This is a genomic window from Campylobacter concisus, from assembly GCF_902460705.1.
Lineage (GTDB): Bacteria > Campylobacterota > Campylobacteria > Campylobacterales > Campylobacteraceae > Campylobacter_A > Campylobacter_A concisus_Z.
This window is the reverse complement of sequence record NZ_CABPUP010000003.1, coordinates 127,173-141,943: the sequence shown is the minus strand read 5'-3', so window position 1 is coordinate 141,943 and position 14,771 is coordinate 127,173. Positions and strand designations below refer to the sequence as shown.

11 protein-coding genes, 2 tRNA genes and 3 rRNA genes are annotated in these 14,771 nt (G+C 39.6%); 8 read left to right on the top strand and 8 right to left on the bottom strand.

Annotated features, from left to right (window positions below):
* Positions 1 to 7 precede the first annotated feature (7 nt).
* Together F3G75_RS05695 and F3G75_RS05690 are read right to left on the bottom strand one after the other, a co-directional pair.
* Positions 8 to 787: an OmpA/MotB family protein gene (locus tag F3G75_RS05695; RefSeq protein WP_035167452.1), complete on the bottom strand. Its 780-nt coding sequence runs from the start codon at positions 785 to 787 to the stop codon at positions 8 to 10.
* Entirely contained in the window at positions 787 to 1,554 is a 768-nt protein-coding gene (locus F3G75_RS05690; RefSeq protein ID WP_149716882.1) for a motility protein A, read from the bottom strand. Before F3G75_RS05690 ends, F3G75_RS05695 begins: the two co-directional genes overlap by 1 nt.
* A 136-nt stretch (positions 1,555 to 1,690) precedes the next feature.
* Here F3G75_RS05690 and glmU point away from each other — a divergent pair, with 136 nt between their 5' ends.
* From glmU to F3G75_RS09445, 8 genes are read left to right on the top strand one after another with little or no spacing between them, the layout of a single operon-like run.
* Positions 1,691 to 2,998: a bifunctional UDP-N-acetylglucosamine diphosphorylase/glucosamine-1-phosphate N-acetyltransferase GlmU gene (gene glmU / locus F3G75_RS05685; protein WP_149716881.1), complete on the top strand. Its 1,308-nt coding sequence runs from the start codon at positions 1,691 to 1,693 to the stop codon at positions 2,996 to 2,998.
* Positions 2,985 to 4,157, top strand: coding sequence for a bifunctional phosphopantothenoylcysteine decarboxylase/phosphopantothenate--cysteine ligase CoaBC (gene coaBC / locus F3G75_RS05680; protein ID WP_149716954.1), 1,173 nt, complete (start codon positions 2,985 to 2,987; stop codon positions 4,155 to 4,157). Before glmU ends, coaBC begins: the two co-directional genes overlap by 14 nt.
* Positions 4,154 to 4,840 (top strand): hypothetical protein, encoded by a 687-nt coding sequence (locus F3G75_RS05675; protein WP_149716880.1) that lies wholly within the window; start codon positions 4,154 to 4,156, stop codon positions 4,838 to 4,840. Before coaBC ends, F3G75_RS05675 begins: the two co-directional genes overlap by 4 nt.
* 3 nt (positions 4,841 to 4,843) lie before the next feature.
* Positions 4,844 to 5,515: a polyprenyl diphosphate synthase gene (gene uppS / locus F3G75_RS05670; RefSeq protein ID WP_149716879.1), complete on the top strand. Its 672-nt coding sequence runs from the start codon at positions 4,844 to 4,846 to the stop codon at positions 5,513 to 5,515.
* A gap of 7 nt (positions 5,516 to 5,522) precedes the next feature.
* Positions 5,523 to 6,311, top strand: a complete 789-nt coding sequence (locus F3G75_RS05665; protein ID WP_149716953.1) for a prepilin peptidase — start codon at positions 5,523 to 5,525, stop codon at positions 6,309 to 6,311.
* Positions 6,304 to 7,332, top strand: a complete 1,029-nt coding sequence (locus F3G75_RS05660; protein WP_149716878.1) for an LptF/LptG family permease — start codon at positions 6,304 to 6,306, stop codon at positions 7,330 to 7,332. Before F3G75_RS05665 ends, F3G75_RS05660 begins: the two co-directional genes overlap by 8 nt.
* On the top strand, positions 7,332 to 8,063 hold the full coding sequence (gene truA, locus F3G75_RS05655) for a tRNA pseudouridine(38-40) synthase TruA (RefSeq protein WP_149716877.1): 732 nt from the start codon (positions 7,332 to 7,334) through the stop codon (positions 8,061 to 8,063). The genes F3G75_RS05660 and truA overlap by 1 nt, the downstream gene beginning before the upstream one ends.
* A gap of 41 nt (positions 8,064 to 8,104) precedes the next feature.
* Complete coding sequence (locus F3G75_RS09445) at positions 8,105 to 8,347, top strand: Rrf2 family transcriptional regulator (protein WP_316350921.1); 243 nt, start codon at positions 8,105 to 8,107, stop codon at positions 8,345 to 8,347.
* 147 nt (positions 8,348 to 8,494) lie between these two features.
* On the opposite strand, the gene F3G75_RS09625 is transcribed toward F3G75_RS09445, so the two are convergent.
* The 6 genes from F3G75_RS09625 to F3G75_RS05620 all read right to left on the bottom strand — a co-directional run bounded on the left by F3G75_RS09625 (position 8,495) and on the right by F3G75_RS05620 (position 14,409).
* Positions 8,495 to 8,941 carry a ComEA family DNA-binding protein gene (locus F3G75_RS09625; protein ID WP_148798958.1) on the bottom strand — a complete coding sequence of 149 codons (447 nt, stop codon included), beginning with the start codon at positions 8,939 to 8,941 and terminating at the stop codon, positions 8,495 to 8,497.
* Between the two features lie 216 nt (positions 8,942 to 9,157).
* Positions 9,158 to 9,276, bottom strand: a 5S ribosomal RNA gene (rrf, locus tag F3G75_RS05640).
* A 132-nt stretch (positions 9,277 to 9,408) separates the two neighbouring features.
* Positions 9,409 to 12,312, bottom strand: a 23S ribosomal RNA gene (locus F3G75_RS05635).
* A gap of 327 nt (positions 12,313 to 12,639) precedes the next feature.
* Positions 12,640 to 12,715, bottom strand: a tRNA-Ala gene (locus F3G75_RS05630).
* Between the two features lie 12 nt (positions 12,716 to 12,727).
* A tRNA-Ile gene (locus F3G75_RS05625) sits at positions 12,728 to 12,804 on the bottom strand.
* 94 nt (positions 12,805 to 12,898) lie between these two features.
* A 16S ribosomal RNA gene (locus F3G75_RS05620) occupies positions 12,899 to 14,409 on the bottom strand.
* The 16S, 23S and 5S rRNA genes sit together here with 2 tRNA genes alongside, the layout of an rRNA operon.
* Between the last annotated feature and the right edge of the window lie 362 nt (positions 14,410 to 14,771).

Below are 14,771 nucleotides of genomic sequence, written 5' to 3'. Positions count from 1 at the left end.
TTCACGACTAATTCCTCATATCAAGGATACTTTTCTTAGTAGCCTCTTTATTTTTTGGCTCAAGCGATATGAAATGAATTTCTACTCTATTATTCTTAGCTCTACCATCTTCTGTGCTGTTACTAGCGATCGGATCAAACGAAGCTTTGCCAGAAGCTATTATTCTATTTTGTGGTACGCCATCGTTGATTAGCTCTTCAACCACGCTTAAAGCCCTTGCAGTTGAGAGCTGCCAGTTATTTTTATAGGCTGAGTCTTTGCTTGGTTCTATATTATCTGTATGGCCGATAATATCGGCTTTTACATCATTAGGCATTTTTGCCACAATCATGCCTATTCGTTTTAAAAATAGCTTCGCATCTTCACCAGAAATTTCAGCACTATCCTTATCAAAAAGCATAGCCGCTGGAAGCCTTACGATAAAGCCATCTTCGCTCTCTTCCATAGTGATCTCAGGTGCCCCACTAGCAGCTAGTAATTCATTTATCTTTTTAACATTCATATTTAGCTCACTTTGTGAGCCCTTTTGCTTGCTTATCTTTTTTGCACGAGTATTTTCTGGATCCGTCTCTTTTTCTATCTGATTTTCAGGTCTAGCACCACCTTCAAGCACACTCAAAGCACCAGCTAGTGAGCCAACAGCAGCCTCCATCTTTTTAGCATCCATTGTCGCCATAGAAAGTAATAAAACGAAAAAACAAAGCAAAAGTGACATGAGGTCGCCAAAAGCAGCTAGCCACTCAGGCATACATTTTGGACACTCTTCTGGTTTTATTAACTTACCCATTATTCAAACTGACTTTTTCTATCTTTTGGTGGTAAAAATGCTAAGAGTTTAGCTTCAAGCGTTCTTGGATTATCGCCTGCTTGTATCGACATGATTCCCTCAAGTACGACTTGTTTTTCAAGTGCTTCATCAGCATCGCGAATAGAGAGGATGTTTGCCACAGGCGCACCTATGATGTTACCTATCATCGCACCATAAAGCGTCGTAAGCAAGGCAACCGCCATTGATGGACCAATCGCACTAGGATCTGACATGTTAAGAAGCATCGCAACAAGACCAATGAGCGTTCCTATCATACCCATAGCACCCGCAAAACCGCCTACTTGCTCAAAAATTTTAATGTTTTTTGAATGTCTTGTGCTAGTTTGATCGATATCGATCTCCAAAAGTGCTCTGATCGCATCTGGCTCATTGCCATCAACTGCCATTGAAAGGCCTCTTTTTAAAAACTGATTTGTCTCATTATTTAATTCGCTTTCGAGCGATAAGATGCCATCACGTCTAGCTTTAGTTGAATAATCAACTATTTTTTTTATAGTCTCAGGTAAATTTACTACGACTGATGGCTTAACAGCAATGCCATAAAATTTACCAATTCCTTTAAGCGTCTCCATCTTGAAGCCAACCATCATAACGCCGATAGTACCACCAAAAACGATCATCACAGAAGGGATATCGATGTATGGTCCTATACCAACGCCTATCGCCATTGATCCAAACAAAAGCACCAGGGTCAAAACCCAGCCGACGACGGTTCCTAAATCCATTTAAGCTCACTTTATTTATAAATTCTTAAGAATTGCTATTTTATTAGCTTTTTGTTGAAACAATCGTTAAATTAAAAAAAATGTTTGGCATTTTTTGCTACAATCTGCGAAATTTTTAACGTTAAAAGGCTTAAAAATGAACAATACTTCAATCATAATTTTAGCAGCTGGTCTTGGCACCAGAATGAAATCAAAACGTCCAAAAGTCCTATTTGAACTTTGCGGTGAGCCGATGATTATTCACATCTTGAAGCAAGCTTATGCGATAACAAATGACGTTAGCGTCGTGCTTCACTATGAAAAAGAGTTAATTAGCAAAAAGATAAAAGAAATTTTCCCTCAAACTAAAATTTTTGAGCAAGATCTAGCAAATTTCCCAGGCACTGCTGGTGCGATAAAGAGCGTAAATTTAAGTGGCGAAAAGGTGCTTGTAACTTGTGGCGATATGCCTCTTGTAAAATCAACCGATCTAATGCGTCTAGCAAACGCTGAAGCGGACGTGGTTATGAGCTCATTTGAAGCGGCAAATCCTTTTGGCTACGGTAGAGTCATCATAAAAAACGGCAAAGTTGAAGGCATCGTCGAGCAAAAAGATGCTAGTGAAGCGCAGCTTGCCATAAAAAGCGTAAATGCTGGCTGCTACTGCTTTAAACGCGAGGCGCTAGAGCAAATTTTACCGCTCATAAGCAACCAAAACGCACAAAAAGAGTACTACCTAACTGACGCCATAAAAATAGCAAATGAAAAGGGTTTAAAGTGCGTTGCGGTTAATGTAAATGAGCAAAATTTCATGGGCATAAACGATAAATTTCAACTTAGCATTGCAGAAAAAATCATGCAAGATGAGATCAAACAAAATTTAATGAAAGCTGGCGTTTTGATGCGCATGCCTGAGAGCATTTTCATAGACAGTAGGGCTAAATTTGAAGGTGAGTGCGTGCTCGAAGAAAACGTAAGTATCCTTGGCGAGTGCGTTATCTCTGAGAGCATCATCAAAAGCTCATCAGTGATAGAAAGTAGCATCATCAAAAACTCAGACATCGGCCCACTAGCTCACATAAGGCCAAATTCTGAAATTTCTGACACACACATAGGAAATTTTGTCGAAGTTAAAAAAGGTGTTTTGAGCGGCGTAAAAGCTGGACACTTGAGCTATCTTGGCGACTGCGAGATAGAAAGTGGCACAAACATCGGTTGTGGCACGATCACATGCAACTACGACGGCAAGGCAAAATACAAAACTAAAATCGGCAAAAACGTCTTTGTTGGCTCAGATACACAGCTGGTTGCTCCTGTAAATATCGCTGATAACGTTATCATCGCAGCAGGAAGCACTATCACAAAAGACGTTGAAAGCGGTGCATTAGCTATCAGCAGAGGTCGTCAAGAGAACAAAAGCGGCTTTTTTGAGAAATTCTTTGGCAAAGACGATGTTAAAAAATAAGAAAATTTTACTTGCCGTTTGCGGTAGTATCGCCTTTTACAAGGCTTTTGAAATTTTATCGCTGCTTAAAAAGAAAGGCGCTGATGTTTATGTGGCTTTAAGTGACGGAGCGCTTGATTTTTGCAGTGTAAGCGGCTTTGAGGCGCTAAGCGAGCATAAAATTTTAAGCTCACAAACGCAAAACTGGCAAGATGGTGTAAACCATATTTCCTACTCTAAAATGGACCTAGTCCTAATAGCGCCAGCCTCGGTAAATACGATAAATAAGCTAGCAGCTGGCATCTGTGACAATGTCTTTATGCAAACGCTAATCGCCGCCTCGCACGTACCTTTGGTCGTAGCACTAGCTGCAAATAACAATATGATAGAGCACTTCGCGACGCAAAATTCGCTTGAAATTTTAAAGAAAAACGACGCTTTAATAGTTGAGCCGGTTTTAAAAACTCTAGCTTGCGGAGATATTGGCAAGGGCGGTCTTGCAAGCCCTGAAGTGATAGTTGAAGCGGCGATAAAAAAGCTTAGCAAGCCTCTTTTTGTAGGCAAAAAAGTAGTGATCACTGGTGGCGCAACGACAGAAAAGATAGATGACGTTAGAGCCATTACAAATTTCTCAAGCGGTAAGATGGCGATGGCGATTGCAAGGGCTTTTTACTACGCTGGTGCTGATGTTACGCTACTTGCTAGCTTTGAAACCGCAAACGAGCCATTTGAGATTTTAAAATTTAGCTCAAGTAGCAAACTTTTAGAGCTTTGCAAGAGCGAGTGTGAGAGCGCAAATTTACTTGTGATGTGTGCTGCAGTAAGCGATTTTGTTCCGACAAAAATTGATGGCAAGATAAAAAAAGAGGACGTCGGCGAAATTTTAAGCTTAAGTCTAAAGAGAAATGTCGATATTTTGCAAAGCTTAAAAGAGTTTAGCTGTAAAAAGATCGGCTTTAAGCTTGAAATCTCAAGCGAGAGCGCACACAAAAACGCTAGAGCAATGCTAGAGCAAAAGGGGCTTGACGCAGTTTGTCTAAATATCTTGGGTGAGAAAAATGGCTTTGCAAGCGAGCAAAATGAGGTAAATTTCATCACGAAAAATAGTGAAACTTTGCTGCCGCTTGCCGCAAAAGACGAGATCGCAAGACATATCGTGGAGCTAGCGGCAAATTTATGATAGAGAAAATTTCTCGCATTCAAAAAATAGCAAAAAATGCAAATTCGCCGTTAGTAGCTATAAATTCGTCACTTCCGCTTAGTATCTTAGTAAGCCAAAAGATCGGTTTTAACAGATACATTTTAAATTTTGCAAATAGAAATTTAAACACAAAAAGCGCAAAAGAGCTAAACGTAGGCTCGAGATACTGGGGCGAGGTGCAAAGCCAGGGCGAAAATATCGTCATAAAAAATTTATACGAAAAGCCAAGAATTTTAGACGAAGATGTCTTGGCTGATGGGCTAAATCTTATCGAAAATTTGATAGAAAATGAGAATTTATCGTGGTTTTATGACCATTTATTTAAAAGTTTAAGTGAAGCTAAGACAAAAGACGAGATGAAAGTGCTAGCGAAAATGCTCTTTGCTCTGCAAGAAAATGTCGTGCATATACCATTTATTTATAATGACATAAACGGCGTTTTTCAGCTAAAAAAAGAGGAGAATGATATGAAAATTTTTTTAATATTTTCAAATTTTGCTCCACTTATTTTTAAATTTAAAGATGAAGTTTTATACGAGATCGCCACTCCATTTAATAATGTAGCTAGCTTGTTAAAAAGTGAATTTAGCGCCAACATAACAGTGCAAAATGTAAGTGCTCTTTGGAGCAAAAAAGAACAAATTATTGATATAAAAGGTTAAAGATTGAATGAATTAAACCACCTTGCTATTATCATGGATGGAAATGGACGCTGGGCTAAAAAACGTGGATTTTTACGGACAAATGGGCACGAAGCCGGAGCAAATGTAGTAAGCGATATGTGCGAATTTTGTATCGATAATGGCGTGAAAATTTTAAGTCTTTACGCATTTAGTACTGAAAACTGGAAAAGGCCACAAAAAGAGGTTGAGTTTTTAATGAATTTGCTTAAGAAATTTCTCATTTTAAAACGTGCTGACTTTATAAAAAATGGGATTAAATTTAACACAATCGGCGATATTTCGCCATTTAGCGATGAGCTAAAAAACGAGATAGAGATCACCAAAAACGCTACAAGAGAGAATAAAAATTTATTATTAAATTTAGCGATAAACTACGGCTCAAAAGACGAGATCATTAGAGCTGTGAGAAAGCTAAATTTAAAAGGCACAGAGATAAACGAAACAAGCCTAAATGCAGCACTTGATGAGAGTGAGCCGGTGGATCTTCTCATTAGAACTGGTGGCGAAAGTAGACTCTCAAATTTCATGCTCTGGCAGGCAAGCTACGCGGAGCTATTTTTTACGCCAACACTTTGGCCTGACTTTAGCAAGAATGAGCTTACAAGCATCGTTAGCAAATTTAAAAATATAGAGCGAAGATTTGGCGGAGTTTAGCGAGATAATGGATAATTTAGTCATCTTTTTTGCCGTTTTTGCTTTTGTTTTGGGTATTTGCGTGGGCTCATTTTCAAATGTGCTGATCTACCGCCTACCAAGAAATGAAAGCATAAATTTTCCAGCTTCTCATTGCCCAAACTGCGATCATAAGCTAAATTTTTATCACAATATTCCAATTTTTTCGTGGATATTTTTAGGTGGCAAATGTGCCTTTTGTAAGCAAAAAATAAGCCTCATCTATCCAGTAATAGAACTAATTTCTGGGATACTTTTTTTGATCTGTTTTTTTAAAGAATGCAGCGAAATTTTAAGTGTAGAAACATTGCTTTACGCGCTATTTTTAGGGCTTTGCTTTATAATGCTGCTAGCTCTTAGCGCCATAGACATAAGATATAAAGCTGTGCCAGATCCGCTTCTTTTAGCGGCGCTATTTTTCGCTTTTATCTACGCTTTGATGCTTTTTATATTTAAAGGAAATTTTGCCCAGATTTTAAATTTATTCCTTTTTGCATTTATCTTTTGGGCGCTTAGATTTATCGTAAGCTTTGCCATAAAAAAAGAAGCGATGGGTAGTGCAGATATCTTTATAGCAGCGATCATCGGAGCTATCTTGCCAGTCAAACTGGCTCTAGTGGCGATCTATCTTGCAGCGCTTTTTACGCTTCCAGTCTATGCGCTCGTTCGCAAAAAGGGCTATGAGCTGGCTTTTGTGCCGTTTTTAAGTCTTGGCTTACTTATTACATACGCTTTTAAAGAGCAAATTTTAGAAATTTTAAGGTTTATTTATGAATAGAGTGAATAGATATCTTTTGTTTAACTTCCTAGGGACTTTTGCATCGCTATTTAGTACGCTTTTTTTGATCATGTCGATCGTATTTTTCATCCAGATCGCGCGCATCACTTCTTACATCGAGATCAGCTTTGGCGAGCTCTTTAAACTCTACTCATTTATGCTTCCACGCGTGCTACTTTTTGTCGTGCCTATCGCATTTTTTGTATCACTTGCGATGACTCTTTTTAGATTATCAAAAGAGAATGAAAGTATCGTTATCTTTACGCTTGGTGGATCGCCAAATAAAATAGCAAGATTTTTTTTAGCATTTTCAGCCCTTTTAAGTGCCGCTTTGCTGGTAGTTGCCATCGTCATGATACCAATAGCCGCACAGCTAAATGCAAATTTTATTGATTATAAAAAGACTGTTGCAAAGCTAAATTTAAAGCCAACTCAGTTTGGACAAAAATTCTCTGACTGGATGGTCTATGTGGGTAGTGAAATGCAAGATAACAACGGCACTACTTATAAAGATATCGTGATGTTTAATCCCTTTGTCAAAGACTCACAGCGCCTAATAACCGCTAAAAATGCAAAGATCACTAATACAAATCAAAGCATTGAGCTCTCTTTAGTAGATGGAAAAATGTATGACATAAAAGATGAAATTTATCATCAAAGCAACTTCAAATCTATGAAGATAAGGACTGCACAAAGTGAAGAGATAAGCGGTATAGGCAGTATAAAAGAGTACTGGGCTGAGGCAAATAGTAGTGAAAAAAGAAAAAAAGATCTTAGCACATATGTGCTTGTTGCGCTATTTCCACTTGCCAGTACACTTTTTGCCATAAGCTTTGGCATCGTTACTTACAGATATGAAAAGGGCATGGTTTATGTTGGTACATTTGGCGTTTTATTTGGGTATTTTACGCTCATAATGCTATTTTCATCAAAGCCAGCTTTTGCAATTCCGCTCATATTTTTTGTCTTTTTATTGGCAGGAATTTTGCTTTTTAAAGCCAAAATCATGCGAAGATACTAATGAAAATCCAACTAATTTATAGCTACGATGGCTCCAAATTTCAAGGCTCACAAACTCAGCCGCATGAAAATGGCGTAGAAGATGAGCTTTCGCGTGCTCTAGCTCACGTTGGAATATTTGAAAAAATAGTCTCTAGCTCACGTACAGACAAAAACGTCCATGCGATAAATCAAAGCTCGAGCGTAATTTGTGGCGATCATTTTAAAAATTTAGAGCATCTAAAAGAGCTAATCAACCGCCATGCTCATCCAAATATTCATATAAAACGTATAAATTTAGTTGATGAAAATTTTCAAGCAAGATTTGACGCAGTAGCAAGGTCTTACAGATACATTATAGATCATAGAGAATTTGATGTTTTTAGCTCAAATTATAAAGTCTTTTTGCCAAAATTTGATATCAAAAAAGCAAATGAAATTTTATCTAATTTTGTTGGAGAGCATGATTTTAGCTCCTATATGAAAACAGGAAGTGATACAAAAAGTCCAGTGCGAGAAATTTTTAAGGCATTTTGTTATGAACACAAAAACCAAACTATCATCGTTTTTAAAGCAAATGGTTTTTTACGCGCTCAAGTGCGACTTATGGTTGCAAATCTACTTAAAGCTTTAAGCATAAAAAATGGTAGTGAGCTCATCAATGCTTCGCTTAATGGAGACCTTGCCTTAACTCGTATCCCAGCTCCAGCTGAAGGACTTTATCTAAATAGAGTTTTTTATAAATTTAATTAGGTTTTTAGAATATTCAATAGTAAGCTTACTTAAAATATTAAATAAAGAATCTTATCAAGCCAGCAATACTCCCCCAACACCTAACCCTCCTTCAAATTTTTAACGCAGTAAATGATAAAGAAAAACTTTTTAAGATCCACTCTGACTCACCTAAGGCCTGCCCACTTGGTAGCAAGATCGAGGGACTTTTAACTGGTCACCTCCTAAAAGCACAAGAAGCTTTAGAAAGTGAACTAAGAAGCATTACTTTACAAGATCTATTAGATGAGCTTATTAATTTATAAAATTTAAAAAGTAGGTAAACTAGGTTATAGAATTAAAAAGTAGGCAGATATATAAAAACCAATCTATTTTATTTATTAGGAACGCTATGCGCTCCTAACTATTTTTATGTACTTTATATAAGAATTTTTATAAATTTCTAGCTTTTATTACTCTTTACTCTTCTCTTTTTTAGCTTTACTCTTTTTCTCTGCTTTATCTTTTAGGCTTTCTTTCTTATCTTTTATCTCTTTTATACTATCACCTTTAGCACTATCTTTTTTCTCTTTTACTTCATCACTCTTTTTACTTGCTTTTTCTTTTATCTCATCTTTTTTAGATTTTATTTTTGATTTTGTGTCATCTATCTTTGTAGCACCTGATACTGATATATCTGATTTTAAATTTTCAAATGTCTTATCACCTATACCATTTACATTTTTTATGTCTTCTATTGAGTTAAATTTATTTGCTTTTCTATACTCTATTATTGCATCTGCCTTTGAAGATCCTATGCCATCTAAACTCATTAACTCTTCTTTTGTGGCGGTGTTTAAATTTATGGCTGCTAGTAATGTAGAAGCTGCTACTAATAGTGAGAATATAATCTTTTTCATTTTTGTCCTTTTTAGGTAAATTTGGGTTTGGAGTCTATCATATTTGGTGTTTTTAGTCAACACTCGTATAAAAGCATAGACTAAAAGATATTTATAAATGTAAAGATATCTAATTATTTAAAAACATAAATAAATTTAAGATTTGATATTTTGTTATAAATTAAGAAATAATATTAGAAGTTGATTGTTTAGATAAAGAAGATTAAAAATTAACAAAGCCCGCAACGACCTACTTTTCCAACATCCCAGTAAGGGAGAGTATCATCAGCCAGGACGAGCTTAGCTTCTTGGTTCGAGATGGAGCAAGGCGTTTCCTCGTCTGTATAGTCACGGGCAGTGTTAAATAAAAGATACATTAGATAAATCTCTTATTTAACACTACGTGTAAAGTTAAAAGTCATAAACAAAGTTTTATAAAAACATATCTTATTAAGTTTTTATCCTTAACAAGGAAGTGATGCTTATTAAAAGATAAGCAGACGAGCTATTAGTACTGGTCAGCTAAAGGACTTTCATCCATTACACACCCAGCCTATCAAACACATAGTCTATATGAGCTCTTAAAAGAAGATTCATCTTGGAGTTGGCTTCCTGCTTAGATGCTTTCAGCAGTTATCACATCCCAACATAGCTACCGAGCGGTGCTCTTGGCAGAACAACTCGTACACCAGTGGTTGGTTCGACCCGGTCCTCTCGTACTAGGGTCAACTCTCCTCAATCTTCTTACGCCCACGGCAGATAGGGACCGAACTGTCTCACGACGTTCTGAACCCAGCTCGCGTACCGCTTTAAATGGCGAACAGCCATACCCTTGGGACCTGCTCCAGCCCCAGGATGCGATGAGCCGACATCGAGGTGCCAAACCTCCCCGTCGATGTGAGCTCTTGGGGGAGATCAGCCTGTTATCCCCGGGGTACCTTTTATCCTTTGAGCGATGGCCCTTCCACACAGAACCACCGGATCACTAAGACCGACTTTCGTCTCTGCTTGACGTGTATGTCTCGCAGTTAAGCTGGCTTATGCCTTTATACTCTACGAACGATTTCCAACCGTTCTGAGCCAACCTTTGTAAGCCTCCGTTACATTTTGGGAGGCGACCGCCCCAGTCAAACTACCCACCAGACATTGTCCTACTTGAGGATAACTCAAGCTAGTTAGCTATCAGAATAAAAAAGAGTGGTATCTCAACAATGGCTCACCATAAACTGGCGTCTATGGATCAAAGCCTCCCACCTATCCTGCACATTTTTATCCCAATAGCAGTGTCAAGCTGTAGTAAAGGTCCACGGGGTCTTTCCGTCTTGCCGCGGGTAGGAGGAATTTTCACCTCCACTACAATTTCACTGGATCCCTCTTCGAGACAGCTCCCATCTCGTTACGCCATTCATGCAGGTCGATATTTAATCGACAAGGAATTTCGCTACCTTAGGACCGTTATAGTTACGGCCGCCGTTTACTCGGGCTTCGATCAAACGCTTCGCAGAGCTAACGTCATCAATTAACCTTCGAGCACCGGGCAGGCGTCACACCCTATACATCCTCTTACGAGTTAGCAGAGTGCTGTGTTTTTGGTAAACAGTCGGGAGGGACTCTTTGTTGTAACCTTCAATGCTTACGGAGTAAATCCTTCACAAAGTTAGGCACACCTTATACCGAAGATACGGTGCTATTTTGCAGAGTTCCTTGAAGAGAGTTCTTCCACGCGCCTTAGAATACTCATCCCACCCACCTGTGTCGGTTTACGGTACGGGCAACTATAACTAAACTTAGAAACTTTTCTTGGCTCGACAGTATCGGCAATTCGCTATCCATTCCGAAGAACTTCAAACGCCTGTGGGGTCTCGGCTTAAAAAGATCCGGATTTGCCTGGATCTTAACCTACACCTTTCGACTAGCACTACCATCCGCTAGCTTGCTTAACTCTAAGCGTCCTTCCATCGCACATTATAGTTGGCATTGGAATATTAACCAATTTTCCATCGCATACCCCTTTCGGACTTTGCTTAGGACCCGGCTAACCCTACGATGACGAGCATCGCGTAGGAAACCTTGGGTTTACGGCGTTGGGGATTCTCACCCCAATTATCGCTACTCATGCCTGCATGCTCACTTGTATTCGCTCCAGCACTCCTTACCGGTATACCTTCAACGCAAATACAACGCTCTCCTACCACTTAGTAAAACTAAGTCTAAAGCTTCGGTACTCATTTTAGCCCCGTTATATTTTCCGCGCAGAATCACTAGACCAGTGAGCTATTACGCTTTCTTTAAAGGATGGCTGCTTCTAAGCCAACCTCCTGGTTGTTTAAGTAACTCCACATCGTTTTCCACTTAAATGAGATTTAGGGACCTTAGCTGTTAGTCTGGGTTGTTCCCCTCTCGACGACGGATTTTATCACTCGCCGCCTGACTGCCATGATTACACACTAGGTATTCGGAGTTTGATAGGGTTTGGTACATTGGTGTATGCCCTAGCCCATTCAGTGCTCTACCCCCTAGTGTTACTACATGACGCTATACCTAAATATATTTCGGAGAGAACCAGCTATCACGATGTTTGATTGGCCTTTCACCCCTATCCACAAGTCATCCCATAGCTTTTCAACGCTAGCGGGTTCGGTCCTCCACCGGCTCTTACACCGGTTTCAACCTGCTCATGGATAGATCACATCGTTTCGGGTCTGCAACGTCTGACTAAACGCCCTATTAAGACTCGCTTTCGCTACGGCTCCGGGTTTCCTTAACCTTGCCAGACATCACAACTCGCAGGCTCATTATGCAAAAGGCAGTCCATCACCCTGATAAATCATAGGGCTCTGAATGATTGTAAGCAAATGGTTTCAGGTTCTATTTCACTCTGATCACCTCAGTTCTTTTCACCTTTCCCTCACGGTACTTGTGCACTATCGGTCTAGTAGTAGTATTTAGGGTTGGATAGTGGTCTACCCAGCTTCAGACAGAATATCACGTGTTCCGCCCTACTCAGGATACTGCTAAGTAAAACAAAGCTTTCATATACGGGAGTATCACCCTCTATGCTTAATCTTTCCAGATTATTCTATTAGCTAAGTTTAGTCTATATCACAGTCCTACAACCCCGTTAGTAAACTAACGGTTTGCCCTCTTACGCGTTCGCTCGCCGCTACTAGCGTAATCTCTTTTGATTTCTTTTCCTGAGGGTACTAAGATGTTTCAATTCCCCTCGTTCGCTCCATATTAGGTAGTTAAGCTCGCGCTTAACTGGGTTGCCCCATTCAGAAATTCCCGGATCAAAGCCCCTTGACGGCTCCCCGAGACTTATCGCAGCCTGGCACGTCTTTCATCGCCTCTACTAGCCAAGGCATCCACCACTTGCTCTTTGTAGCTTACCTTTTCTATATTAGATTATTCTAATTCGCATCACTTCCTTGTTAAAGATAACTTCATGTTACTATATTTAAATTCTAGCTCTCAAGACGGAAAGCATTGACTACTATTTAGATAAGTTTTAAATCCTAAATAGATTGTGATATCAAACTTTTGCATTAAATGCAAAGAGAATAGAAATTTAAATCTTTAACAAGTCCTGTAAAATTGTTTTTAAAACTTGCTTGTGACTATTAACAATATTAATTAAAAGAACATTTAGACAAAAGTCTAATTAGAAAGTTTAAATTTTTAAGCTCTCTAATTAGACTTAATATAGTTAAACTATTTTATGGTGGAGAATAGCGGGATCGAACCGCTGACCTCCTGCGTGCAAAGCAGGCGCTCTCCCAGCTGAGCTAATTCCCCAATTAAATTCTCTGGTGGGCCTAACAAGACTTGAACTTGTGACCTCACCCTTATCAGGGGTGCACTCTAACCAGCTGAGCTATAGGCCCCTATAGGTCTATCAATCTTTCAAAACTAAACAAGGATGATTGAGAATATCTTTCTTATAGATATCTTGTGAGAGAATATCTATATGTACTCTAGAAAGGAGGTGATCCAACCGCAGGTTCTCCTACGGTTACCTTGTTACGACTTCACCCCAGTCGCTGATTCCACTGTGGACGGTAACTAATTTAGTATTCCGGCTTCGAGTGAAATCAACTCCCATGGTGTGACGGGCGGTGAGTACAAGACCCGGGAACGTATTCACCGTAGCATGGCTGATCTACGATTACTAGCGATTCCGGCTTCATGGAGTCGAGTTGCAGACTCCAATCCGAACTGGGACATATTTTATAGATTTGCTCCATCTCGCGATATTGCTTCTCATTGTATATGCCATTGTAGCACGTGTGTCGCCCCGGACATAAGGGCCATGATGACTTGACGTCGTCCACACCTTCCTCCTCCTTACGAAGGCAGTCTCATTAGAGTGCTCAGCCGAACTGTTAGCAACTAATGACGTGGGTTGCGCTCGTTGCGGGACTTAACCCAACATCTCACGACACGAGCTGACGACAGCCGTGCAGCACCTGTCTTAACATTTCTGCAAGCAGACACTCTTCTATCTCTAGATGATTTGTTAGATATCAAGTCCGGGTAAGGTTCTTCGCGTATCTTCGAATTAAACCACATGCTCCACCGCTTGTGCGGGTCCCCGTCTATTCCTTTGAGTTTTAATCTTGCGACCGTACTCCCCAGGCGGTATACTTAATCCGTTAGGTGCATTACTGCCAAGACTAGCTTAGCAACAACTAGTATACATCGTTTAGGGCGTGGACTACCAGGGTATCTAATCCTGTTTGCTCCCCACGCTTTCACGCATTAGCGTCAGTTGAGTTCCAGCAGATCGCCTTCGCAATGGGTATTCCTGGTGATCTCTACGGATTTTACCCCTACACCACCAATTCCATCTGCCTCTCCCTCACTCTAGATTACCAGTTTCTCAAGCAGTTCTATGGTTAAGCCATAGGATTTCACAAGAGACTTGATAATCCGCCTACGCGTCCTTTACGCCCAGTGATTCCGAGTAACGCTTGCACCCTCCGTATTACCGCGGCTGCTGGCACGGAGTTAGCCGGTGCTTATTCGTTAGGTACCGTCATTATTCTTCCCTAACAAAAGGAGTTTACGCTCCGAAAAGTGTCATCCTCCACGCGGCGTTGCTGCTTCAGGGTTTCCCCCATTGAGCAATATTCCCTACTGCTGCCTCCCGTAGGAGTCTGGACCGTGTCTCAGTTCCAGTGTGACTGATCATCCTCTCAGACCAGTTATGCGTCATAGCCTTGGTGAGCCATTACCTCACCAACTAGCTGATACAATATAGCCTCATCCTACACCGAAAAACTTTCCCTATCTAACTTATGTAAGATAGGAGTATAGAGTATTAGCAGCCGTTTCCAACTGTTGTCCTCTAGTGTAGGGCAGATTAGCTATACATTACTCACCCGTGCGCCACTAACTCATAAGAGCAAGCTCTTACTTGTCCGTTCGACTTGCATGTATTAGGCACGCCGCCAGCGTTCACTCTGAGCCAGGATCAAACTCTCCATATTAATTACCTATCTAATAGATAGGATTTTTATTATGAAGTTTTTAATCAAAAAAACTTTTAGTTTTTATATTTAGTTTGTCTAATCTATTATTTAATCATAATAGACTGGCTCAATCGATCACTTGTTTAGATTTCAAAGATTGACTAATAGTTTAACAATTGTAAGTTAAAAGAACAACGATAAAAAGAAAAGGCTTTATTAACCAATGAAGTTAAAGGTGGTTTCTCGTTTCGTGAGCTGGAATTATATACGAGCAATACTTAAAGATAGTTGAAATATTTAGGGAATTTGAGAAAATTTTATTAGGCGCTTTAAAATTTTAAAGCATGTATTTCTATTATAGGTTTATAGGGTTTAGTTTA

Bases quoted from the DNA above. Each gene is read 5' to 3' on its own strand.
- F3G75_RS05695 (WP_035167452.1), bottom strand. From the start codon at position 787: ATGGGTAAGTTAATAAAACCAGAAGAGTGTCCAAAATGTATGCCTGAG.
- F3G75_RS05690 (WP_149716882.1), bottom strand. From the start codon at position 1,554: ATGGATTTAGGAACCGTCGTCGGCTGGGTTTTGACCCTGGTGCTTTTG.
- glmU (WP_149716881.1), top strand. From the start codon at position 1,691: ATGAACAATACTTCAATCATAATTTTAGCAGCTGGTCTTGGCACCAGA.
- coaBC (WP_149716954.1), top strand. From the start codon at position 2,985: ATGTTAAAAAATAAGAAAATTTTACTTGCCGTTTGCGGTAGTATCGCC.
- F3G75_RS05675 (WP_149716880.1), top strand. From the start codon at position 4,154: ATGATAGAGAAAATTTCTCGCATTCAAAAAATAGCAAAAAATGCAAAT.
- F3G75_RS05665 (WP_149716953.1), top strand. From the start codon at position 5,523: ATGGATAATTTAGTCATCTTTTTTGCCGTTTTTGCTTTTGTTTTGGGT.
- F3G75_RS05660 (WP_149716878.1), top strand. From the start codon at position 6,304: ATGAATAGAGTGAATAGATATCTTTTGTTTAACTTCCTAGGGACTTTT.
- truA (WP_149716877.1), top strand. From the start codon at position 7,332: ATGAAAATCCAACTAATTTATAGCTACGATGGCTCCAAATTTCAAGGC.
- F3G75_RS09625 (WP_148798958.1), bottom strand. From the start codon at position 8,941: ATGAAAAAGATTATATTCTCACTATTAGTAGCAGCTTCTACATTACTA.